Annotated in this window: 21 protein-coding genes; 9 read left to right on the top strand and 12 right to left on the bottom strand. The window is 68.2% G+C overall.

Translation table 11 applies throughout. From position 1 onward, the window contains the following. Positions 1-142 precede the first annotated feature (142 nt). The 6 genes from HQ308_RS09020 to HQ308_RS08995 all read right to left on the bottom strand — a co-directional run bounded on the left by HQ308_RS09020 (position 143) and on the right by HQ308_RS08995 (position 7,491). A complete protein-coding gene (locus HQ308_RS09020) occupies positions 143-1,228 on the bottom strand; it encodes a glycosyltransferase family 4 protein (RefSeq protein WP_308115724.1) in 1,086 nt (361 codons plus the stop codon). After that, positions 1,225-2,775 carry a flippase gene (locus HQ308_RS09015; protein ID WP_081821048.1) on the bottom strand — a complete coding sequence of 517 codons (1,551 nt, stop codon included), beginning with the start codon at positions 2,773-2,775 and terminating at the stop codon, positions 1,225-1,227. The genes HQ308_RS09020 and HQ308_RS09015 overlap by 4 nt, the downstream gene beginning before the upstream one ends. Continuing rightward, complete coding sequence (locus HQ308_RS09010; protein ID WP_222646184.1) at positions 2,775-3,827, bottom strand: glycosyltransferase family 1 protein; 1,053 nt, start codon at positions 3,825-3,827, stop codon at positions 2,775-2,777. Before HQ308_RS09010 ends, HQ308_RS09015 begins: the two co-directional genes overlap by 1 nt. Continuing rightward, complete coding sequence (locus HQ308_RS09005; protein WP_222646183.1) at positions 3,737-5,110, bottom strand: O-antigen ligase; 1,374 nt, start codon at positions 5,108-5,110, stop codon at positions 3,737-3,739. Before HQ308_RS09005 ends, HQ308_RS09010 begins: the two co-directional genes overlap by 91 nt. 19 nt (positions 5,111-5,129) lie before the next feature. Next, entirely contained in the window at positions 5,130-6,500 is a 1,371-nt protein-coding gene (locus tag HQ308_RS09000; RefSeq protein WP_222646182.1) for a sugar transferase, read from the bottom strand. Between the two features lie 271 nt (positions 6,501-6,771). Then, positions 6,772-7,491: a GAF domain-containing protein gene (locus HQ308_RS08995; RefSeq protein WP_222646181.1), complete on the bottom strand. Its 720-nt coding sequence runs from the start codon at positions 7,489-7,491 to the stop codon at positions 6,772-6,774. 202 nt (positions 7,492-7,693) lie between these two features. Here HQ308_RS08995 and HQ308_RS08990 point away from each other — a divergent pair, with 202 nt between their 5' ends. Beyond that, on the top strand, positions 7,694-8,761 hold the full coding sequence (locus HQ308_RS08990) for a cellulase family glycosylhydrolase (protein ID WP_222646180.1): 1,068 nt from the start codon (positions 7,694-7,696) through the stop codon (positions 8,759-8,761). A 62-nt stretch (positions 8,762-8,823) separates the two neighbouring features. On the opposite strand, the gene HQ308_RS08985 is transcribed toward HQ308_RS08990, so the two are convergent. Both HQ308_RS08985 and HQ308_RS08980 read right to left on the bottom strand, forming a co-directional pair. Further along, positions 8,824-10,374, bottom strand: coding sequence for an HNH endonuclease signature motif containing protein (locus HQ308_RS08985; RefSeq protein ID WP_222646179.1), 1,551 nt, complete (start codon positions 10,372-10,374; stop codon positions 8,824-8,826). Between the two features lie 407 nt (positions 10,375-10,781). After that, positions 10,782-11,021 (bottom strand): hypothetical protein, encoded by a 240-nt coding sequence (locus HQ308_RS08980; RefSeq protein ID WP_027504121.1) that lies wholly within the window; start codon positions 11,019-11,021, stop codon positions 10,782-10,784. Between the two features lie 73 nt (positions 11,022-11,094). On the opposite strand from HQ308_RS08980, the gene HQ308_RS08975 reads away from it, so the two are divergent. From HQ308_RS08975 to HQ308_RS08945, 7 genes are all read left to right on the top strand, one after another. Beyond that, complete coding sequence (locus tag HQ308_RS08975) at positions 11,095-12,240, top strand: alpha/beta hydrolase family protein (RefSeq protein WP_374198522.1); 1,146 nt, start codon at positions 11,095-11,097, stop codon at positions 12,238-12,240. 59 nt (positions 12,241-12,299) lie between these two features. After that, a complete protein-coding gene (locus HQ308_RS08970) occupies positions 12,300-12,986 on the top strand; it encodes a response regulator transcription factor (protein ID WP_027504120.1) in 687 nt (228 codons plus the stop codon). 71 nt (positions 12,987-13,057) lie between these two features. After that, positions 13,058-14,530, top strand: a complete 1,473-nt coding sequence (locus HQ308_RS08965; RefSeq protein WP_231476140.1) for a HAMP domain-containing sensor histidine kinase — start codon at positions 13,058-13,060, stop codon at positions 14,528-14,530. 41 nt (positions 14,531-14,571) lie between these two features. After that, a complete protein-coding gene (locus HQ308_RS08960) occupies positions 14,572-15,930 on the top strand; it encodes a S1C family serine protease (protein WP_222646177.1) in 1,359 nt (452 codons plus the stop codon). A 95-nt stretch (positions 15,931-16,025) separates the two neighbouring features. Continuing rightward, a complete protein-coding gene (locus HQ308_RS08955; RefSeq protein WP_197027709.1) occupies positions 16,026-16,520 on the top strand; it encodes a molybdenum cofactor biosynthesis protein B in 495 nt (164 codons plus the stop codon). 801 nt (positions 16,521-17,321) lie between these two features. Continuing rightward, entirely contained in the window at positions 17,322-17,936 is a 615-nt protein-coding gene (locus tag HQ308_RS08950; RefSeq protein ID WP_261775863.1) for an MspA family porin, read from the top strand. A gap of 247 nt (positions 17,937-18,183) precedes the next feature. After that, entirely contained in the window at positions 18,184-18,606 is a 423-nt protein-coding gene (locus HQ308_RS08945; RefSeq protein ID WP_222646230.1) for a hypothetical protein, read from the top strand. Positions 18,607-18,669: 63 nt separating this feature from the next. Here the strand turns inward: HQ308_RS08945 and mscL are convergent, their stop codons facing one another. The 4 genes from mscL to HQ308_RS08925 form a co-directional block, all read right to left on the bottom strand. Further along, a complete protein-coding gene (gene mscL, locus HQ308_RS08940; RefSeq protein ID WP_037183963.1) occupies positions 18,670-19,116 on the bottom strand; it encodes a large-conductance mechanosensitive channel protein MscL in 447 nt (148 codons plus the stop codon). 100 nt (positions 19,117-19,216) lie between these two features. Beyond that, a complete protein-coding gene (locus tag HQ308_RS08935; RefSeq protein ID WP_222646176.1) occupies positions 19,217-19,873 on the bottom strand; it encodes an SAF domain-containing protein in 657 nt (218 codons plus the stop codon). 89 nt (positions 19,874-19,962) lie between these two features. Beyond that, positions 19,963-20,298: an FmdB family zinc ribbon protein gene (locus HQ308_RS08930; RefSeq protein ID WP_081821044.1), complete on the bottom strand. Its 336-nt coding sequence runs from the start codon at positions 20,296-20,298 to the stop codon at positions 19,963-19,965. A gap of 93 nt (positions 20,299-20,391) precedes the next feature. Further along, entirely contained in the window at positions 20,392-20,991 is a 600-nt protein-coding gene (locus HQ308_RS08925) for a 5-formyltetrahydrofolate cyclo-ligase (protein WP_374198525.1), read from the bottom strand. A gap of 63 nt (positions 20,992-21,054) precedes the next feature. Here HQ308_RS08925 and HQ308_RS08920 point away from each other — a divergent pair, with 63 nt between their 5' ends. Further along, positions 21,055-22,011 carry a UTP--glucose-1-phosphate uridylyltransferase gene (locus HQ308_RS08920; RefSeq protein WP_051612960.1) on the top strand — a complete coding sequence of 319 codons (957 nt, stop codon included), beginning with the start codon at positions 21,055-21,057 and terminating at the stop codon, positions 22,009-22,011. Positions 22,012-22,035 lie beyond the last annotated feature (24 nt).

Genomic DNA, 22,035 nt, shown 5'->3' with positions numbered 1-22,035 from the left:
CGCAGGGACGGAGACCATTCCTGCGTAGGCGAATTGCCGTGTGTCACCGTTCGGGAGATCGGTCCGAGGACCGTCGCGAAACCGACGCGGTACCCATTCTGGGCGCGCGAGGAATGGCTGATGGCTCTTTCTGCCGTGGCATTCATGCGGTCAATTCCGTCAACAGTCGGGGGAGGGTTACAGAGATGTCGTGACGCGTCGCGACGGTGTCCCGCGCGCGTGCTCCCATGTCCGCGCGCGCCGCGTCGTCGCCGAGCACCCTTCGCAGAGCGTCGGCCAGTGCCGCCACGTCACCCGGCGGGACCAGCACGCCCTCCCCGCGAGCGAGGAACTCGGTGGGACCGCCGTGATCGGTGGCCACCACCGGCACCCCGTGGGACATGGCCTCGAGGACGGACAGGGGCCCCGCCTCGGGGAGAACGCTGGCCGACACCACGACGTCCCACCGGCGCAGCGCGCTGTCGGGATCGACGTGCCCGAGGAAGCGGACACGTCCCGCGAGATCGGGACGTGCTGCCCGCGTGTGCAGTTCGTCGACGTACGCCTGATCGCCGGAGAAGCTGCCGCCCGCCAGTTCGACCACCACGTCGTCGAGCGTCGCGACCGCGTCGAGCAGGACGAGGTGCCCCTTCCACGGAGTGAGGAGCGCGAGCATGCCCACGACGGGCGGCGAGTGCGTGGGGGCGGCGAAATCCTCCACGGGCCACTGCACGCCGTAGGGCACGATCTCCACCTCGATGCCGAGGTCGCGTACCGGTGCCGCCGCGGCGGACGTGCACGCGACCGCGCGGCGGACGGCGCCTCGACTCGCCGACGCCACGGCGCGCTGGCGTCCCGCCGCGATCGCATCGTGCACCAGCCAGGCGACACCGTGCGGTGGCCGGGCGAGTCGCGCTGCGGGCAGGGCGAACAGCGAGTTGACGACGGTGTGGGTCGCCGGCCGTCGCGTCACCGCACGCAGCGTCCGTGCGGCGGACACCCACCGCGCCGCCATCCTCGCCGCGGCGCCGATGCGGGCGACTCCCTGCTCTCCGCCCAGGCCCAGCTCGGGGATCGCGACGTGCACCGCGGCGTCGGGCAGCGCCTCGGACAGCGCCCCGACGGGACAGACGACGGTGACGCCGCCCGGCCCCCGCAGTGCCTCGGACACCAGCGACAGCAGCATCTTCTCGGCACCCGAGATGTTCGCGGTGTGCGCGACGAACACGGTGGTGCGATCCGGAGTCACGAGGCGACCTCCGGGGCAGGAGAGTTGCTGCGCGAGTCACGCTTGGTCAGGAGGAACCCGCACGCGGCGACCAGGAGCGCCGCGACGACCGAGATCAGGAACCACAGGGACGGTGCCGCGTCGACGAGCAGTGTCGCCCCGACCGTCACCGCGGCCGTGACGGCGGCGAGCACGAGGATCGGCGACACGGCGAGCAGCCCCGACATGGGCATGCTGCGCTCGATCACGACCCACAGCATGATCACCGTGACACCGAACGTGACGACGGTGGCGATGGCGGATCCGTTGTAGGACAACCTCGGGATGAGCGCGACGTTGAGGCCGATGTTGAGAGCGAGGCCGAACAGCGCGACGAGCGGGTAGTGCCGCTGCATCCCCGCGGAGGCGAGCAGGAAGATGCCGAGCAGGATGAGCGACATGATCGCGGCACCGAGGACGAGGAGCCGTGCCGCGTCGGAACCGGGAGCGAAGCGCTCGCCGTAGAGCAGGCGGATGAGCGGCTCGGCAGAGGGCCAGAAGCCGGCGACGGCGACGGCGCCGAAGGTCGCGAAGTACAGTCCCGCGGAACGGGATCGGGCGCGGAACGTGGCCGTCTCGCTCGGCCAGGCCGCCACGAGGAGGGTGCTCACCGGCGCCACGGCGGCCAGCGCGATGGTGTCCATCATGTCGGAGAACTTGTAGCCGATGGAGTACAGGCCGACCGCGTCGAAGGTGTCGAGAAGGCTCAGCATCAGGACGTCGATCTTCAGCATCGCGATGGTCAGCGCGAAGCCGATCGCGAGGGGAATCGCCTCGCGGAGGTAGGCACCCCACCGGTGGACGTCGATGTGACGAGACGGGCGCAAGCCCACCGACCGCCGCCGCACCGCGAGACCCTTGCCGACCGCGCGGAACGCCTCGTTGAGCACGGCCGGCAGCACGAAGATCAGCAGCACCGGCGCGAAGACGGCGGCGAGGATCGTGAGCACCAACTGCAGGCCCTGGCCCAGGCTCTCGATGACCGCGACCAGCAACAGTCGATGGCGAGCCTGGAACAGCACGGAGAGTGCGTGGGACGGCGTCGCGAACACCACGACGAGGCCGCCCAGAGCGGTCGCCGCGATGACCTCACCCGGGTACTGCAGCACCACGACGTAGCCGACGGCGAGCACGTACCCCACGAGTCCGAGCACGGTGCGCAGTGCGAGGAACGACGAGGCGGTGCGGCCGATCTCCTCGGCGTCGTCGTCCATCAGTCGGGCCAGGACGACGCGGCCGACGCCGAGGTCGGTGACGACGGACATGAGTCCGAGCAGCGCGAAGACGAAGCTGAACTGACCCCACCCCTCGGGGCTCAGCGAGCGGGCCACGATGACGCTGCCCACCCAGCCGAGTCCCGCCACGATCACGCGGGAGATCAGCACCGCCGCGGTCGCCCGCGCCGCCGCCTTCGGATCGGCGGCGAGCGCGCGATAGTCGGGTGCCGTGGTCTCAGGTGCCGTCGTCTCAGGTTCGGGGGTCTCGGGTTCGGGGATCACGGCACCCTCGACGGTGATGTCGTCGTCCATCAGAGCAGGCCTGCGTCCCGATAGGCGTCCGCGGTGCGCTCGGCGGTCCGGGCCCACGTCAGGTCGGCCATCGCGTGCAGGGCCTCGGTCACCAGGTCCGCGCGCGCCGTCTCGTCGAACATCAACGGGCTCAGTGCCTCCGCCCAGTCGTCGACCCGCTCGTTGTCGAGCAGCACGGCGCCCTTGCCGACCACCTCGGGCAGGGCGCCCACCGCACTCGCGACCACGGCGCCGCCGCACGCCATCGCTTCGACCGGGGGCAACCCGAAGCCCTCGTAGCGCGACGCGTACGCGGCGACGGTCGCCGCCGCGTACAGCGCGGGCAGGTCCTCCACGTCGACGTAGCCGAGCCCGTTCGCGTAGCGGGGTGCGTCCGGGCCCGTGGACCCCGCGCCCGCCAGGAAGAAGGGCACGCCCAGCTTCTCCGCGGCGTCGGCGACCAACTGCACGTTCTTGCGCGGCTCCACGGTGCCCACCTGCATGACGAAGCGTTCGGGCAGACCGTACTTCGCGCGCACCGTCTCCACCGCGCCGTCCTCCGGTGGCACGGCCCAGGCTGCCGGTGCGAGTTCGACGACCGCGGCATCGCGGCCGCTGACGGCCTTGATGCGGTCGGCGGTGAACTGCGAGACGGCGATGAGCAGATCGGCCTTGCGCAGCGACCGTCGGACGAGGCGTTGTTCGCCGGCGGCGCGGAAACGACTCGACGCGGACGGCATGTCGATGACCGAGATGTCGTGCACCGTGGCGACGGTGGCGCCCCGGCCGACGAGGGGGAGATCCACGTCGAGCCCGTGGACCACGTCGTGCGACCCGACCGGGAGCGCGCCGAGCACCGCGCGGACGGCACCGCCGGACACCGGCCGGGGGAGCGCGTCGACGCCCGTCGGTAGCTCGCCGATCGCGTCCTTCTGCACGACGGCGGCGAGGTCCGTTCCGGGGAGACGGCCGGGCAGCTCCCTCAGGAGCTCACGGATGTACGTCTGGACGCCGCTGCCGCCGGGGCGGAGGGCGAGGGCCCCGAAGACGATTCGTGTTGTGCTGCTGCGCATCCCACAACTCCTAACAAGAGCCAGAAATAGACGTCGATAGGGAAGATCTCGAAATAGGTGGCCACCAGCGACGCGAACATCGCCGCGACGATGGAGGCGCCGACACCGAGTGTCAGTGCGCCGTCCTGACCGGGGAGGGTGCGTGAGAGTCGCGTGCACCAGATCAGGGCGGTCACCAGGAGAGCGAAGACGGCCCACAGTCCGATCGGACCGAGTTCGAGAGCCGTCTTCACGTAGTAGTTGTCGGGCTGGTAGTTGGTGGACAGCCCGAGCGACCCGGTGATGTTCTCACCCTGCGCCGACGAGATCCGGTCCGCTGCCGCACCACTCGACCCGAGCCCCTCGCCGAGCCAGTGCGTGCGCACCTTCTCGATGACCTCGTTCCACCTGCCGCCACGTTCGTTCAGGCTGCTCGACGAGAAGAAGACCGACGTGATCTTGGGGACGAACGGCAGGATCGCGCCGACGAGCGCCGCCATGATCACGAGCAGACCGCCGAGTGCGCGGAACCGGATGATGGTCATGTAGATCAGCCCGACCGCGAGTCCGAGCAGCGCCGCTCGCACGATGGCACTCGACATGGCGACCACCATGAACGGGCTCGCGCACAGGAACAGCAGGTTGCGCCGGCGCATGGGGTTCGCGAGCGCCACGGCTCCGCCGACGAGCAGCGACAGCATCACGTAGAGCCCGAACGGGAAGGGCAGGTTGAACGTGCTGAACGTGCGGAGCAGCCCGCCCGACGTCCGGACCTGGGTGCCGTACTCGTACCCGATCGCCACGAGCGCCGCCGGTCCCGCGAGCAACTGGGCGATGCCGACCAGGGACGTGAACGCGCCCATGCCCATGAGGATGCTGACGAGGTGGTCCCGGTCGCGGGCGTCGAACGGCGCGAGCCACAGGATCGCCACCAGCAGCAGGTAGAAGAACGTCACCTTGATGCCGACGAAGCCGATGACCCCGAACGACAGCAGTGCCGACGCGGTCCCGAACACCACGAACACGGCTGCGGCCGGCCACCAGGGCATCAGCAGTGTCGGACGACGCGGGCCCAGCGCTCGACTGCGCCGGATCCAGGCGCTGCCGAGCGTGAAGATCACCAGGCCCTCCTTCCAGCCGGCGACGAAGCCGGGCAGCGGAAGGATGGCGAGGAGACCGTTCAGCGGGACGAACGCGGCCAGCAGCAGCACCCCGAGCTGCGGTCGGTGAAAGACCGCGCGTGCCACCAGGAACGCGACGACCAGCACGACGACCGCGGCGAGACCCTCGAGGACGATCAGCATGACGGGACCGCCGACACGGTCAGTCTTCCGCCTTCTTCAGGACCGCGGCGATGGTGAGGAAGAGGATCTTGATGTCGAGGGACAGCGACCAGTTCTCGATGTAGTAGTTGTCCCACTCGGCGCGGTCGGCGATGGACGTCTGTCCGCGCAGTCCGTGCACCTGCGCCCACCCGGTGACACCGGCCTTCACCCGGTGGCGCTCACCGTAGCGGCGGATCTGCATCTCGAACAGATCCACGTATGCGGGGCGCTCCGGTCGGGGACCCACGAGGCTCATGTCGCCGCGAACGACGTTGAGGAGCTGGGGCAGCTCGTCCAGCGACGTCTGGCGCATGATCTTGCCGATACGGGTCCGGCGATCCACGCCCTCGACGCCGCCCGGAGCGGCGCCCTCGACGCGAGTGAACTCGGCGTCCGAGGCACGCGGCGGACGCATCGACCGGAACTTCAGGCAGCCGAACGGTTTTCCGTCACGGCCGATGCGCTCCTGGGAGAAGAAGATGGGTCCGGGGGAGCTCGTCTTGACCAGCAGCGCGAGCACCAGGAAGACGGGGGACAGGACCAGCACGCCCAGTCCGGCCAGGGTGCGGTCCATGACGCCCTTGACGACGAACTGCCAGCCCTTGGGGTCGGTGTGCGGCAGCACCATCAGGGGCAACCCGCCGAGATGCTCGACGCGGGTCCGCACGCCGACGGTGTCGAACAGGCGCGGTACCAACCACACTCGCATTCCGTTCGAGTGGGCGGTGCGGATGGCCTTGACCAGACTCTCGGTCGGAACGTCCGAGAACCCGATGACGAGCTCCTCGGCGCCGGTCTGCTCGATGGCTTGCGCGAGCTGGGACGGTGTGCCCATGTAGGGGACGGTCAGTGCCTCGGGAGTGTCAGGCTGCGGATCGACCGCGGGTGCCTTGTCGAGCACGCCCACGGGGTCGAGGCCGTACTCGGGGAACTGGTGCATGCGCGACGCCAGCTGGTGGGCGATCGGACCGCCGCCGATGATGAGCGTCGGAGCCGCCGACTTGTGGTTCACCCGCAGGTACCGCTGGATCGCGGTGCGCAGGAACCGCGCCACCGCCACCAGGATCGCCGCGGCGATCCACACCCGGACCATGAAGAGGCCGGGCCGGTACTCCGTGCCGATGACCAGCAAGATCGTCAGCACCAACAGAGTGGCGAGCGCGACGGACGTCTCGACGGGACCGATCTCGTCGAGGAAGTTCCGGCGGAGTCCGCGTCGGTAGAGCGAGCGGGACGCCAGGATGAGCAGAACCATCGGCACGAACAACCACGGCACCCAGCCGTAGTCGATGCCGCCCGTTCCCGGCCAGAACCTCGCCACGGCAACAGCCACGATCGCTGCCGTCGCGTCTGCCGCGATGGTGACCATCGTGTGTGCGGGATCGACGCGAAGACGGTCCGCTATTCCACGTTCATTGGACACCCTCGTGGCAGGGGCGTTGCGTAGCAACGTATCTCGCGATTCCAGTGTTTCGGACACAGGATTCACTCCGTACGGACCTAGTGGTTGACCGACCGAGGTCAACACTAGACCATTCTTTGGAGTTGTCTTCTCAGAATGGTCACGGCGCCATTACGGAAAAGCGACCGACGGACAGACTAACGAGGCGAAAATGTAGATCACGCCCGGAATGGTTCGCTCACTCGAAAATTCGCTCGCGAACCATCCACGCGATGTCCTTGAGTACCTGTACGTGCCCCGTCGTCCACTGACGTGGTTCGGCGTCCCAGACGCACAGCGTGCCCACCGCGTGACCGCTGTCGTCCACCAGCGGGATGCCGAGGTAGGAGACGAAGGTGTGGTCGAGCACGCCGGGATGATTCATGAACTTCTCGTCGAGGCGTGCGTCCTCCACCAGCAGTGGTTCACCCAGGGCCACCGTGTGACGGCACATCCCGGCTTCGAGGGGAATCTCCCGGGGGCGCTCCTCTTCCGGCCCGAATCCGAGGGCGCTCTTGATGAACTGTCGGTCCTTGTCGATCAGTGTGATCGCCGAGCCGGGTACCGACAGCGCATCCGCGGCCATGGCGACGATGCGGTCGTAGGCCGGTTCCGACGGGGTGTCGAGGAGTCCGGTGGCCTCCACGGCGCGCACGCGATCGGGATCGGTGACGATCGCGGGCATGTCGGATGCCGCCGGAGGTGTGGACGCGGGCGTGTCGGGCACCGGATCCGCCGTCGACTCGAGGCGCTTGAGCAGATGGCCGAGATCGGTGTCGTCCGCCTCGGCAAGTTCCTTCACCAGGCGTGTCACGACGGCGCGCCGAACATAGGCGGGCACCGTCTCGCCCACCCTCACGGCCTGCTGTTCCAGAACCTCGTTGAGGCGGGCGTCGAAGCCGTCGTTTCCCGTCGTCATTTCGCCGATACTAATGCAGGCTCGTACAGGATCGAACGATGTGGAGAATGACCGCATTCTGAGCCTCGCCGATGTCCGTTTTCGCTGGTACGCGCGGCGCTGCCGCCGCTGTTAGCCTGGGCCGGTGCTCACCGATCGGTCTGTTCCTCGTTCGAGGCCGACTCGGCGCGGAGCCGGTGCCGGGTTTCTTCGGCGATGCAGCGTGTCGGGTGTCGCTGTCCTTCTCGTTCTCGTCGGTCTACCGACACCGGCGTCCGGCGCTCCGTCGAACGAGGTACCGCGGTGCGTCGCGGAGTCCGACGGCGTCCAGGTGGGCGGATCACCCGGCGGCTCTTTCGGGTTCCTGTCGGACGAGGACCTCGGACGCGAACTCGACGTCGCGAAGAACGCGGGCATGTTCTCGGTCCGGATCGACATCGACTGGTCGGTGGTGGAGCCGCAGCCCGGTCGGCGCGACTGGTCGTCGACGGACAGGATGGTCGACGCCGTCGTCGCTCGGGGCATGTGCCCGTACGCCATCGTGACCTACGCGCCTGCCTGGGCGCGTGTGGCGACGGCCCGGGATCAGCCCTACGCCCGGCCGGCGAGCCCGGACGTTTTCGCGGCCTTCGCAGCACTCGCCGCGGAGCGGTACCGCGACCGAATCGTGTTGTGGGAGGTGTGGAACGAGCCGAACATCACGACCTTCTTCACGCCGCTGCCCGACCCGACGGTGTATGCGCTGATGCTGCGCGCGACGTACCGCGCCATCAAGAAGGTGCAACCGGAGGCGCTGGTGCTCGCCGGCGGTATGGCGCCCGCGGTGAACAACGGCACCAACATCTCGCCGACCGCTTTCCTCTCGTCGCTGTACACCCTCGGAGCGAATCGTTATTTCGATGCCTTCAACGTCCACCCGTACACGTGGCCGTTCCTTCCGAACGATCTGTCGACGGCGCCGTGGAACACGGCGATGGCGATGTGGTCGATGCACGATGTCATGAGCGCCGAGGGTGACGGCGACAAGCAGATCTGGATCACCGAGATGGGCGCACCCACGGGAACGAACGCGAATGCCATGAGTGAGGAGGGGCAGGCCGAGTCCATCGGCATCATGCTCAATGCCCTTCTCGGCAATTCCTGGCTCGGGCCCGCATACGTCTACAGCATGCGTGACTCGGGCAGCGACGAGTCCGACACGGAGCAGAATTTCGGAATGGTGCGCCGCGATTTCTCGCCCAAGCCTGCGCTCGCCGAGATCACGGAATTCACGGCGGAACATTCCGGCTGACGGTGCCAGGCCGGCGCAGTGTCGAACCTGAGGTCGCCCTCGGCTCACCGTCTCGGATTCGATCAGTCGTCCGGGGGCGGCGCGAGGTGCCGTTCCGGGAAGTTCAGGTGGTTCGGGATGCCGCGCCGACCCTCGTCGATGACGGCAGGCGGATGCCACAGCACTGTTCCCGGGTACGGATGGCTCGGGGGAGCGGTGCTGGTGGCCCACTGGCCGGCACGTTCGCCGACGAGCGGATGGTGGACGTCGCACGCCAGCGCGAGGTCGTCGATGTCGGTGAGGCCGCCCGCCGCCCAGTCGTCGACATGGTGGGCCTCGCACCGTGACGCGGGGGCCGAGCATCCCGGCCCGGTGCAGCCGCGGTCGCGGGCGAACAGGGCGAGCCGCTGGTCGGTGCTCGCGCACCGGCGGGCTCGGGCGAAGTGCAGCGTGCTGCCGGTGGCCCCGTCGAAGACGCGGAGGTAGTGGTGCGCCTCGGCCGCGAGCCTGACGACATCGGCCACCGGGACCGTGGATCCGGTGGCAGTGAGCCCGAGACCCGCTGCGGCGGTGAGCTGGTCGAGTGACACCGACACGACCACGGACAGGGGCAGACCACGATGCTGTCCGTGTCGACCCGAGGCCAGCACGTCCTTCAGGAGGTAGGTCAGTGCATCGTGATTGAGCTGGCCAGGGGTGCGGTGGTCCCGCTCGGCCTCCCGGTCGCCCGGCTCCTCCGCCGCGGCCGGCTGTCCTGCGTCGCCGGACGGGACAGCGTCGGCGGGGGTCGTGTCATCGTTCGGGGGCGGGGCGTCGAGATCGACTGAACCGTCGGGAGCGTTCGTTCCGGGTGCCGCGAACTTGGCGAGGAACGCGTCGAGGAGGGCGCGCAGCACCGGGTCGACGCAGAAGCGGCCGGTCGACATCGAATCGGGGCCCTGGGGGTCGATCTCGAAGAAGCGCTTCCTGGCGCGGTCGCGATCGTCGGGCTCCGCTCCGTCGGGATCGAGGTATTCGGTGAGGCGCGTCGCGATGGCCGTGAGCTCCTCCGGTCCGACCGTGCGCGCAAGGTCGGCGAGAGTCTGCTCGGCGGCGTCGCGCGTCTCGGCATCGACGGCGTGAGGGAGCTTCTTCAGGAACGAGCGGATGATCGAGACGTGTGCGTCGGCCAGCGCGCCGTCCCGCGCTGCCGCGGCCGTGTGGGTCAACGGCGGATCGAGCGTCTCACCCGTCATGGTCGTTCCGGTGCCGAGATCGCGTGCCACGGCAAGGCGGGATGCGGCGGCAGCCGTGGTGATGCGCAGCATGTGCGCCAGCGCGTGCGGAACACCGCTCGCGCCGATCGCACCGATCACAGAGTCGAATCCCGAGCCGGCCACCAGGCCGTTGAGCCAGGTGTGTGACGCGCCGGTGAGCAGGCGCCGGGTGTTCTCGGCCCCGCAGACCAGCGCCAGTCGGTCCTCGCTGGTAAGCGTCGACGCGTCGAGCATGGCGATGCCCTCGACCGCGGAGCCGAGCTGGGCGAGTAGCGCGCACACGCGGGGATCGTCGACAGGTGCGGCCACAGCAGGCAGCGCGCCGACACGTCGGCCCATCTGCACCTGCCAGGCCGACCCTGGATCCCCCGATTCCATGACCTCAGACTACATGGATTGGAACATATGTTCGATAGTAGATGTCACCGAATACGGACAGAGAACTGCCCACCGTTCACAGGTGAACGGTGGGCAGTCGTCGATGTGCGTCGGTGTCAGCGCGAACGGTAGCTGTGCGACATCTGGCGTCCCCGGAAGTCCAGGTCGCGTCCGCCGGACAGCAGTGCGACCGCGAGTGCTGCCGCGCCGACGAGTGTCAGTGTGATCATCATGTGTTTCCTCCGATCGTGCTGAGGTCGGTTCCCCTGACCGGCCCCGGCGGGAGCGTGTCCCGCCGTGTTCCATGATTGCCCGCTGCGAGGTGGTTTCCACCGGAATGAGGGGCACCCCACGTGGTGCCGATCGGGGCGACGGCGGTCACAACTGAGTGTGACGCGAGGTCACGGCTACTCGCGTAGGCCGTCCGCCAGCTCGAAGACCCGGCCCACGTAGCGGGAGACGAAGACGTCGAGCGCGTGGTCGGACAACTCCAGGCACCCCACCCGTCGGAACCAGTGTTCGAGGTCCACCAGCTTGTCGCCGAGGGCCACTCGGTGGTCGTCGAGCGCCCGGAGCTCGTCCGCGACCGCGCGCAGCTCGAGCACCTTGTCGTTCACAGAACTCTGCGTCGCACCCACCTCGTCCATGACTGAAGAGCGTAGCCGTGATCGAACGTATGTTCTAGTCCGGAATCCGGTGCCGGAGCGGTACGGTGACGCCGTGCCGAACCGCTCCCGCCGCCTGCTGCGCGCCTTGGTGACCCTGACCGCCACGACGTCCGTCGCGCTGACCCTCACGGGTGTGGCGCAGGCGCAGGACCGTGATCCGGGCACTCTCGTCGGATCGACGGCGTCACCGGCCCCGATTCCGGGAAGTGTCGACGCCCGGCGCATCACCTACTGGTCGGTGGGCTCGCAGAACGAGCCGGCCCTGAGTACCGGTGGCGTCTATCTGCCGCCCGGCGAGGCGCCCGAAGGTGGCTGGCCTGTCATCGCGTGGGCCCACGGCACGTCCGGGCTCGGCGACGACTGCGCTCCGTCGGTCGTCGGCCCCACGTTGCCGGACCGCGACTTCCCGTACCTCCAGACGTGGCTGAACCGCGGCTACGCGATCGTCGCCACGGACTACGTGGGACTCGGTACCCCCGGAGTGATGCCGTACCTGGACGGCAAGGTTCAGGCGCACAGCGTCGTCGACAGTGTCGCTGCTGCAGGGGAACTGGAGCCGACGCTGTCGAATCGCTGGGTCGCGATCGGCCAGTCCCAGGGCGGCGGCGCCGCGGTGACCACCGCGCGGTACGCCACCGAGTACGGCGGCGACGGCCTGGACTACCTCGGCGCCGTCGGGACCGGCGTGCCCGCCAACATCGAACTCGTTCTGCTTCCGCTCGGGCCCGGAGTCCCGCCCGTCGCGATTCCGGACGGTCTGACGTCGTACGTCTTCTACATCCTGGCGGGGTTGCGTGCCGCCCATCCGGAGATCGATCTGAACTCCTACCTGACTCCGCTCGGCCGGCAGTGGGTGGACACCGCCGAGACGCAGTGCGCGAACCCGTTCCACGACGCGGTGTCCGGGTTGCGACTCGGCGACATGTTCTCGCGGCCGTTGGCGCAGATCCCGAACGTGTACGGACTGCTGAACGACTACATGGGTGTGCCCACCTCCGGGTACGACCGCCCCGTGTTCATCGGCCAGGGTCTGCGGGACGTCGACGTGCCGGCGCCGTCCGCCCTGTCGCTCGCGGCGGCCATGACGGCCAACGGCGAACCGCTGACCTTCCGGACCTACCCGGGCGACCACAGTCAGACGTTCCGTGACTCGCAGCCCGATGCGATCGCGTTCGTCGACCGGCTGTTCGGGCGCTGACGCCGGCGGTCCCCGTGTCCTCTCAGCAGCGTCTCAGTCGTCGGGGCGACACTGTTCCCATGCGTGTACTGGTGACCGACGACGATCGTGCCGTCCGAGAATCGCTGCGACGGTCGCTGACGTTCAACGGGTACACCGTGGACCTGGCCACCGATGGTCTCGACGCCCTCGAGAAGGTCGCGGCCGAGCGACCGGACGCGCTGGTCCTCGACGTCATGATGCCCCGGCTCGACGGGCTCGAGGTGTGCCGTCGGTTGCGCAGCACCGGTGACGACCTGCCGATCCTGGTCCTGACGGCTCGTGACTCCGTGTCCGAGCGGGTGGCGGGTCTCGATGCCGGGGCGGACGACTACCTGCCCAAACCCTTCGCGCTCGAGGAGCTGCTGGCACGGCTACGTGCACTCCTGCGACGCACCGGTGGGGAACTGGGTCCCGACAGCGAGGCCATGACGTTCGCCGATCTGTCACTCGACCCCGTCACGCGCGAGGTGCGACGGGGCGAACGGCCCATCAGCCTGACCCGCACCGAGTTCTCGCTGCTCGAGATGTTGCTCGCCAACCCCCGCCGGGTACTCAGTCGGAGCCGCATCCTCGAGGAGGTGTGGGGCTACGACTTCCCGACGTCGGGCAACGCCCTCGAGGTGTACGTCGGGTATCTACGACGCAAGACCGAGGCCGACGGCGAGACCCGTCTCATCCACACCGTCCGCGGTGTGGGTTACGTGCTGCGGGAAACGCCTCCGTGATGGTTGCTCCCTTCGGCCGACGGCGGGGCGAGGCCGGGACCGACAAGGCTCGCGCGGCACAGGACGGACTCATGCGTCCTCCGATGCCCCTCACTCGCTCGGTGTCCCTGCGGTGGCGTGTCACGCTGCTCGCGGCGTCCGTGGTGGCCATCGCGGTCGCCGTCATGGCGATCGCCGCGTACGCGGTGGTGTCCCGCGCGCTGTACGGCGACGTCGACAACCAGCTGCGTACCCGGGCGAGTGCGCTGATCGAGACCAACCTCGTCGCCTTCGATCCCCGGTACGTCGCGGGCGCCACGCTCTACAGCACCGATGTCAGTGTCGCGCTGATCTTTCCGGACCTGACGAAGTACATCCCGCCGGGTTCGATCGTGCCCATCGGTGACCCCGAGATGGATGTCGCGCTGGGACAGTCGACCTCGTCGCTGCGCACCACGTCGGGAGCTCGTGTTCTCGCCGAGCGCACGCAGACCGGGAGCACGCTCGTGATCGCACAGCGGCTCGCTCCCACCGGCCAGGTCCTGGACCGACTGGCCTGGGTGCTGTTCGTCGTGGGCGGCTGTGGCGTCGTCCTCGCGGCGGTGGCCGGCACGGCCGTGGGACGCACCGGTCTGCGACCCATCGGACGGCTGACGGCGGCGGCCGAGCGTGTCGCCCGGACCGACGACCTGACTCCCATTCCGGTGACGGGCAACGACGAACTCGCCCGCCTCACCGACAGTTTCAACACGATGCTGCGCGCGCTCGCCGAGTCGCGGGCGCGGCAGAGTCGACTCGTGGCGGACGCGGGGCACGAACTGCGGACCCCGCTGACATCGTTGCGCACCAACATGGAACTGCTGATCGCGTCGAGTCGGCCGGGTGCGCCGCGCATCCCTGAGCAGGACATGGCGGAGCTGCGCCTCGACGTGGTGGCGCAGATCGAGGAACTGTCCACGCTCGTCGGCGATCTGGTCGACCTGGCACGCGAGGACGCCCCGGAGAACGTCTTCGAACGTGTCGACATGGCCGATGTCGTCGAACGCAGCCTGGAGCGAGTCCGCAGGCGCCGCAACGAGATCGACTTCGACTCGATGACCACACCGTGGATCCTGTACGGCGACCAGGCGGGTCTGTCCCGCGCCGTCCTCAACGTGCTCGACAACGCCGCCAAGTGGAGTCCGTCGGGCGCCACCGTGCACGTGGCGATGATCGCCCGGCCCGACGGCTTGCTCGAACTCACCGTGTCCGATGCGGGTCCGGGCATCGCGCCCGAGGAACGGGAGCTGGTGTTCGAACGCTTCTACCGGTCCACCGCGTCGCGGTCCATGCCCGGATCAGGGTTGGGTCTGGCGATCGTGCGCCAGGTGGTGCTCAAGCACGGCGGAACCATCGCGGTCGAGGACTCGGTCACCGGCGGCACCCTGATTCGAATCGTTCTCCCGGGGGAATCCGCCGGTCCGCAGGATCTGCTGGGAACAGGATCGCAGGACCCACAGGCCACTGACACGATGATCTCAGCGCCCTCTCAGTCCGGCGGAGCATCGTCGATCAGGACGACGTGAGGTGACCGGTGCGAGCCGGTCATGGAGATGGAGCGAAACGCATGAACGAGGACCGCACCACTGGTGACACCGGCCGCGACGGCCGGGACGGCGCATCGGAGCCCACCGCGCAGCAGCCCGCGTACGGAGGACAGACACAGCCCCAGTACACCGGGTGGGACGGTCGACAGTCGGGTCAACACCCGGCCGGTCAGCACCAGCAGCCCCACAACCCGTATCAGCAGGGACAGAACCCCTACCAGCAGAACCCGTACCAGCAGCCGCAGTACTACGGCGGGACGGCGCCGGCGACCACGTCGCGCAAGCCGGGGCGTGCAGCTCTCGTCGCAGGCGCCATCGCGCTGGCCCTGGTGAGCGGTGGAGTCGGTGGCGCGGTCGGCGCCATCGCGGCGGACGGCGGAAACGGTGGCGTGACCAACGCCCTCAATCAGCCGGTCACGCAGGCGAACCCGGCCGCGAACGCCCCCGACGGTTCGGTGCAGGCCGTGGCGGGCAAGGTTCTCCCCAGCGTGGTCCAGATCCAGGTGGCGGGTCGCACTGCCGAGGGTGAGGGGTCCGGCGTGATCCTCTCCTCGGACGGCCTCATCCTGACGAACAACCACGTCGTGTCCGGTGCGGGTGCGAACGCCCAGCTGACCGTCTCCTTCAACGACGGATCCACGTCGTCGGCCACGGTGGTCGGTGCGGACCCATCGTCGGACATCGCGGTGATCAAGGCGCAGGGACGTAGCAACCTGACGCCCATCGAGCTCGGCACCTCGGACGGTCTGCAGGTGGGTCAGGGTGTCGTGGCCGTCGGTTCGCCGCTCGGCCTCGCCGGCACGGTGACCTCCGGCATCATCTCGTCGCTCAACCGCCCGGTCGCGACCAGTGGTGAGTCGACGGACCAGACCACGGTGATCGACGCGATCCAGACCGACGCGGCCATCAACCCGGGCAACTCGGGCGGTGCGCTCGTGGACATGAACGGCAAGCTGGTCGGTGTCAACAGCGCCATCGCGACGTTGGGAGCGGGCGCCAGCTCGTCCGAGTCGCAGAGTGGGTCCATCGGCCTCGGCTTCGCCATCCCGGTCGACCAGGCGCGCCGCATCGCGGACGAGCTGGTGCAGACCGGCAAGGCGACGCAGGCGATCATCGGCATCAGTGTCCCGAGCCGCGACGACGCCAACGGTGCCACGGTCATGGCGGTCACCGACGGCGGGCCGGCCGCGCAGGCGGGCATCCCGACGGGTGCAGTGGTGACCAAGGTCGACGACCGCGTCATCGCCAGCGGCGACGCACTCATCGCGGCGGTCCGCTCGCATGCCCCGGGCGACCAGGTCTCGGTGACGTACACACAGGGGGGCAACGAGCAGACCGTGCAGGTCACGCTCGGGACCGCCCCGAGCGGAGGCAACTGATGAAGCGACCCCGGATCGTCCGTGACCGTGGGCACCTCAGTCCCATCGTCGGGCACATCGAGTCTCCGTCGGGCCCGGGCATTACGGTGAGCGACATGACTATGGATGCAGCCGTGGCCGGACGTGCGCTCGTCGTGATCGTCGACGACCGCACGGCTCACGGAGATGCCGACTCGACGGGACCTCTGGTCAACGAACTGCTGACCGAGGCGGGCTTCCTCGTCGACGGTGTGGTCGTGGTCAGCAACGACGAGGTGGACGTGCGCAACGCACTGAACACCGCGGTCATCGGCGGAGTCGACCTGGTGGTCTCCGTCGGCGGCACCGGTACGTCGCCGCGCGACGTCACCCCGGACGCGACGGCCGAGGTGCTCGACCGTGAGCTCCTCGGTATCAGTGAGGCGCTGCGCTCCTCCGGACTGGCGGCGGGATCGCTCGACGCCGGCCTGTCCCGCGGGCTCGCCGGCGTGTCCGGCAGCACGCTGGTGGTCAATCTGGCCGGGAGCCGCGCGGCCGTCCGCGACGGAATGGCGACGCTGACGCCCCTCGCCGCCCATGTCATCGGTGAGTTGTCCAGCCTTGACGGCTGACGACCCCCAGAAGAACGACCCTCGAGCCGGCGACGCATCACCCGTCGATCCGGACTCCGAGGACACTGCGAGCCGGGCCCGTGCACGACGGGCCCGGCTCGCTCGTGTGTTCGGTGACGTTCTTCCCGAGTCGACTCGAGACGACGGAACGTCCGGCGAACCACACCGAGGTGATTCGTCCTCGGGCTCGGAGGAGTGGTTGAGGAGCCAGAGGCCTCCGCATTACGAATAGTTTTGTGTGATCCACATCACTGGGAGTTACCACAGTGCGAACCGTGTGTTGCCGGGCTGTTAACGACGAATTCGCCTGAATCCGGACGAGCGCCCCGCGAGTTACCGCAGGGTAGATGTGACTGGTGTGACTGGCAACCCCCGTCGGGCGGTGGTTCCGCTCGGGGCCGAGTTGAATAACGCCCACGTCACGGGCACCCGGGCACCCGATTAGCACAGTCCGACGACGTTTCGCGCCATTGGAGCTGCGGCGCGTCGTGCGGCCAAAACGCTTGTGACGCACGTTCACACGCACGAAACGTGGACGGCGGTTTTCGGACGCAACGCCGCGAACGTAGGGATTGTCACGGTCCGAATCACCCTCTAAGGTTTCGCTCAGGTTCAACGGTGGATGCTGAATCGATGCGAGGATGCGTCCAACTTGTGTTCCTGCACTGCCCGACGCGTAAACCATGAGTTTGCAGTCGCCGCCTGATACGGTTCGCTCGCAAGCGAACCGATCGGGAGGACGTCAGAGCCCGACAGCGCACCCGGGGCAACAGCCGCGGGACGAACATGATGAGGAAATACATGAGGATTCAGAAGTCCGTGCGAGCAGCAGTGATTGCCAGCGCCGCCGTTGTCGGCCTGGTGGTCGGCACCGGTTCCGCTTCCGCAGCTGTCGATGATTCCAACTCGGTGGTGGACGGTGGCGGTAACACCATCACCGTGTCGCAGGCCGACACCTTCATCAACAGTGTCTTCCCGCTCGATGGAAGCCCCCTCACCCGTGAGTGGTTCCACAACGGTCGCGCCATCGTCGAGGTCACCGGCCCCGACGCCGCCGACTTCGAGGGTGACATCACCCTCGGCTACCAGTTCGGCTACCCGGCTTCGCTGGGTGGAGAGCTGACCTTCAGCTACAGCACCCCTCAGCTCGAGATCGGTGACGGCGACGCCTTCACCGTCTCGGACATCCTCCCGCAGGTCGGCACCACGGTCACCCTCGAGCCGGGCCCCGGCATCGAGGACGTCGAGGTCGGCACCGGCTCGGCTTCGGGCGAGCGCACCGAGATCCAGATCTCGAACGTGCACGGCACCGCGACCAACATCGCCGGCAACGTCTCGGTTCGCCCGTACGTGAAGGTCGTCTCCAGCAATGGCGACACCGCAGTCACCTACGGCAAGCCGTGGCGCTTCAACTGATCCTGGCCCAGCCAGCATCAGGTGCCTGCTGATCGGTAGTCCGCTGCCACAGCAGATCTGAACACAGACGAAGCCCCATCCGGGTCATCCGGGTGGGGCTTCGTCGTGTTCGTGAAGCGTGACAGTGGAGTACGACAACGGTCGGTGGCATGTCACGAGCATCCGAAGATGCACCGCCCCACTGCGTTCCGACGTCCACGCGTCCTGTTGAATGGTCCGCATGAACTCCGGTACCGCGACTCGTGTGATGACTGCAGCCTTCGCCCTCACGGCCCTGGTGGGTCTGTCCGCCTGCAGCAGCGGCGATTCCGGGTCGTCCGACGACTCGTCCGAGAACGCCACCGCCTGCACCGATTTCGAGACCACGTACGACCAGTTCACCGCCCTCGTCAAGGCCGGTCCGGCCGACACGGACGTGCAGACCTGGACCGACGCGAAGACCGCCGAGATGCAGAAGTTCCAGCCGCTCGCGGACACCGCCACCGGTGACGTCGAGTCCTCGCTCAGCACCCTCATCGGCGCGCTACCCGCCGATTCCCTCGAACTCACCGAGCCGGACAGCTCGTCCGGTCAGGCGTTGGTCGACAACTCGACGGCCGTGGTCGACGCCTGCTCCGCGGCCGGCACCGCGATCACCCTCGACGAGTTCCCGCTGGTCAAGTTCAACTGACACCCCGAGCACGACACGAGGGCCCGTACGCGATGCGTACGGGCCCTCGTGTGTGGGTCGCGTCTACGTGGTGGTGGTGCCCGGCGTCGTGTTTCCGGTGATGCCGTCCGAGGTGGTCTTGACGCCGTCGGACCGGCCCTCCGCCAACAGGTCCCGGATCTGGATCAGGATGTCCTGATCGCTCAGAGCCTTCTCCTTCTTCGTCGCGAAGCGGTTCTTCGCGGTGTTCACCGGGAGGATGAGGACGAAGTAGACGACCGCCGCGATGATGACGAAGTTGATCACCGCGGTGATGACAGCCCCGATGTTCACGAATGTCGCGTCGTTGCCGGAGCGGATCAGGAAGCCCCAGCCCAGCTCGTTGCTCGCCCCGATGGACGAGATCAACGGATTCACGATGTTGGTGGTGAATGCGGTGACGATGGCCGTGAAGGCCGCACCGATGACCACCGCGACCGCGAGGTCGACCACGTTCCCGCGCAGCAGGAAGTCCTTGAAGCCCTTCAACATGCGATCCGCCCCTACTCTCGTCGATCATGGATTGAGCCACGACGAGAATAACCGACCAGCGCGTCTCGATGGGCGCGGCGAAGCCCGGAACCAGGGACGGTCATCGCAGCAGGACCGTGAGTGCATCGGAGAGCGACGCAGCGGCGACGGCCGACGCGTCGTCCGCGCGCAGGGCGACCAGGACGAGCTGGTCTCGTCGCGACACTCCGGAGCTCGGCGCGGAGACCATCACCACGGTGGCGCTCTCGGCGATCACCCCGGACGGGGACGTGTCGTCCGGCGCCGCCCGCACCACGTCGACCACGTCGCCGGCTCGAAGCAGTTGCGCCAGCTCGGAATCGGCGAGGCGGATCGGCACGATGCGGGCATCACCGGACGGCAGGGTGGCGGACGCCAGCCGGGGCCCCAGCAATCGGACGTCGGTGAGCGCCTCGCCGGATCGGACGGGTCCGGCGACAGTCCGTCCCACCGCATCGTCCACCGACCGCAGCGTTCCGTCCGCGAGCAGGGACGAGTCGACGCGGGTCAGCGTGACGTCGGCGGCCGTGAGTGAGGTGCCGGGAGCGACGTCCGTGGCGGTCACGACGACCGGGACCTCGGTCCGCGACGGATCGGTTCGATAGGCCGAGACGACAGCGAGCCCCACGAGAGCAGCGGCGAGGATGCGTCGAGCGGCAGGTGACCGCAGACGCGGCGGGAGAGGCGGGATGCGGTCGAACAGGCGCGCGCTCAGCGGGTGATCGACCGTGGGAGACATGACGCGACCGTAGAACGCGGGCGACGCAGGACGCCGCCAGGTTTCACGGTGCCCGGGGACAGCGGTTCAACGCTCCCCGGGTCGGACGATCAGCTTGCGGCGGCGGGGGTGGAGGTGCTGGTCGACTTCTTCTCACTCGAGGTGGTCGAGGTCGAGTCGGACTTCGTGTCGCTCTTCTTCTCGCTCGAGCTCTTGCTGTCCGAGGAGCTGCCGGAGTCGGACGAGCCCGACTCGCTGCTGCTCGAACTGCCGCGGCTGTCGTTGCGGTAGAAGCCGCTGCCCTTGAAGACGATGCCCACGGTGTTGAACAGCTTGCGAAGCTTGCCGGAGCACGCGGGGCAGACCGTCAACGAGTCGTCCGTGAACTTCTGGACGATGTCGAACCGGTTGTCACACTCGGTGCACGCATAAGAGTAGGTAGGCACGTTTCCTCCGCTGTCGGTCCCTGACTGGCACTCTACAGTCGACAGTGCCAGCGTCGGCAATCGAGGCAACGTCCGTGCAGGTGGTGCTATTCCTCAGCCGCGACTGTCGTGGCCGAGCCGCCGCAGCCCCGACAGCGGCGTCAACACGTGGGTCATGCGCACGTCGTGCGTCTCGGTGGGCAGCGCGTCGACCAGGTCGTCGTCGTACACCACGCCCACCAGCCACGCGTCGGGCCGGACGGCATCGAGGGTGCGGTCGTAGAAGCCGGCGCCTCGGCCGAGGCGACCGCCGCTGCGATCGACGGCGAGTGCGGGTACCAACACGATCGACGCGTCCGCGACGGTCTCGGGAGGAAGCGTCGGGCCGGACGGTTCGCGCAAGCCGTACGCGGCCGCGACGAGCGAGTCGGGTCCGCGGTACTCGGCCCAGGACAGCGGCCCCGGTTCACGCGCGACGGGCAGCAGCACTCGCAGTCCGGCGGCCAGTGCGGAGTCGAGCATGCTCGCATCACCGGGCTCGCTACCCACCGGTACGTAGGCGGCGACAGTGTCGCCGCCGCGCTCCCGCGCATCGGAGGCCAAAACCGACACGGCGTGAGAGAGTGCCTCTGATGCCCGCTCTCGTGCGTGGACGTCTCGCTGCTTGCGGGCAGTGAGTATGCGTGTCCTCCACTCGAGTTTGTCGTCACTGATCACGGGGGAAACCCCAGTGTCTCGCGAAGGACGATTCGCGGTCTACATGGATAGGGTGTGCGCATGAGCTCAGCAAACAGTGAGTCCGTGGCCGGTGGCAAGAAGCCGTCGTTCCGTACGGCCGTCGTACCCGCTGCAGGCATGGGAACACGTTTCCTCCCCGCCACGAAAACGGTACCGAAAGAGCTACTGCCGGTGGTCGATACGCCCGGAATCGAGCTCGTCGCCGGAGAAGCTGCCGATTCCGGCGCGCAGCGCCTCGTCATCGTCACCTCGCCCGGCAAGGACGGTGTGGTCGCCCACTTCGTCGAGGATCTGGTGCTGGAGAACAAGCTCGAGGCGAGCGGCAAGCTCGAGATGCTCGAGAAGGTCCGTGTCGCGCCCGGTCTTCTCGACGTCCAGTCGGTGATCCAGGCGGAGCCATTGGGTCTCGGACATGCCGTCGCGTGCGCCGAGGAGGTGCTCGACGACGACGAGGACGCGATCGCAGTGCTGCTCCCGGACGACCTGGTGATGCCGCGGGGTGTGCTCGACGTGATGTCGCGGGTGCGTGCCAAGCGCGGCGGAACCGTGTTGTGCGCCATCGAGGTTCCCGAGGACGCGGTGTCCGCGTACGGAGTGTTCGACACCGAGATCGTGCCCGACGCAGTGAACCCCAACGTGCTCAAGGTCAACGGCATGGTGGAGAAGCCCAAGAAGGAGGACGCGCCGTCGAACTACGCGGCGGCCGGCCGATACCTTCTGGACCGGGCCATCTTCGATGCGTTGCGACGCATCCAGCCCGGCGCCGGCGGCGAGTTGCAACTCACCGACGCCATCGCTCTCCTCATCGAGGAGGGTCATCCGGTACATGTGGTGGTGCACCGCGGAGTGAGACACGACCTCGGAAATCCCGGGGGTTACCTCCGCGCTGCGGTTGACTTCGCACTGGAACGCGAAGATTACGGTCCGGCATTGCGCGAGTGGCTCCAGGAGCGCTTGAGCGACAGCTGGGCACCGGAGCTCACGACCTACGAGTGACGCCCGGTCGACACGGATGACGGA

It is taken from the genome of Rhodococcus sp. BP-241, assembly GCF_019836145.1.
In the GTDB taxonomy this organism is placed as follows: domain Bacteria; phylum Actinomycetota; class Actinomycetes; order Mycobacteriales; family Mycobacteriaceae; genus Rhodococcoides.
Note: the sequence above shows the minus strand (reverse complement) of the source record. Positions and strands in the feature narration are given on the sequence as shown.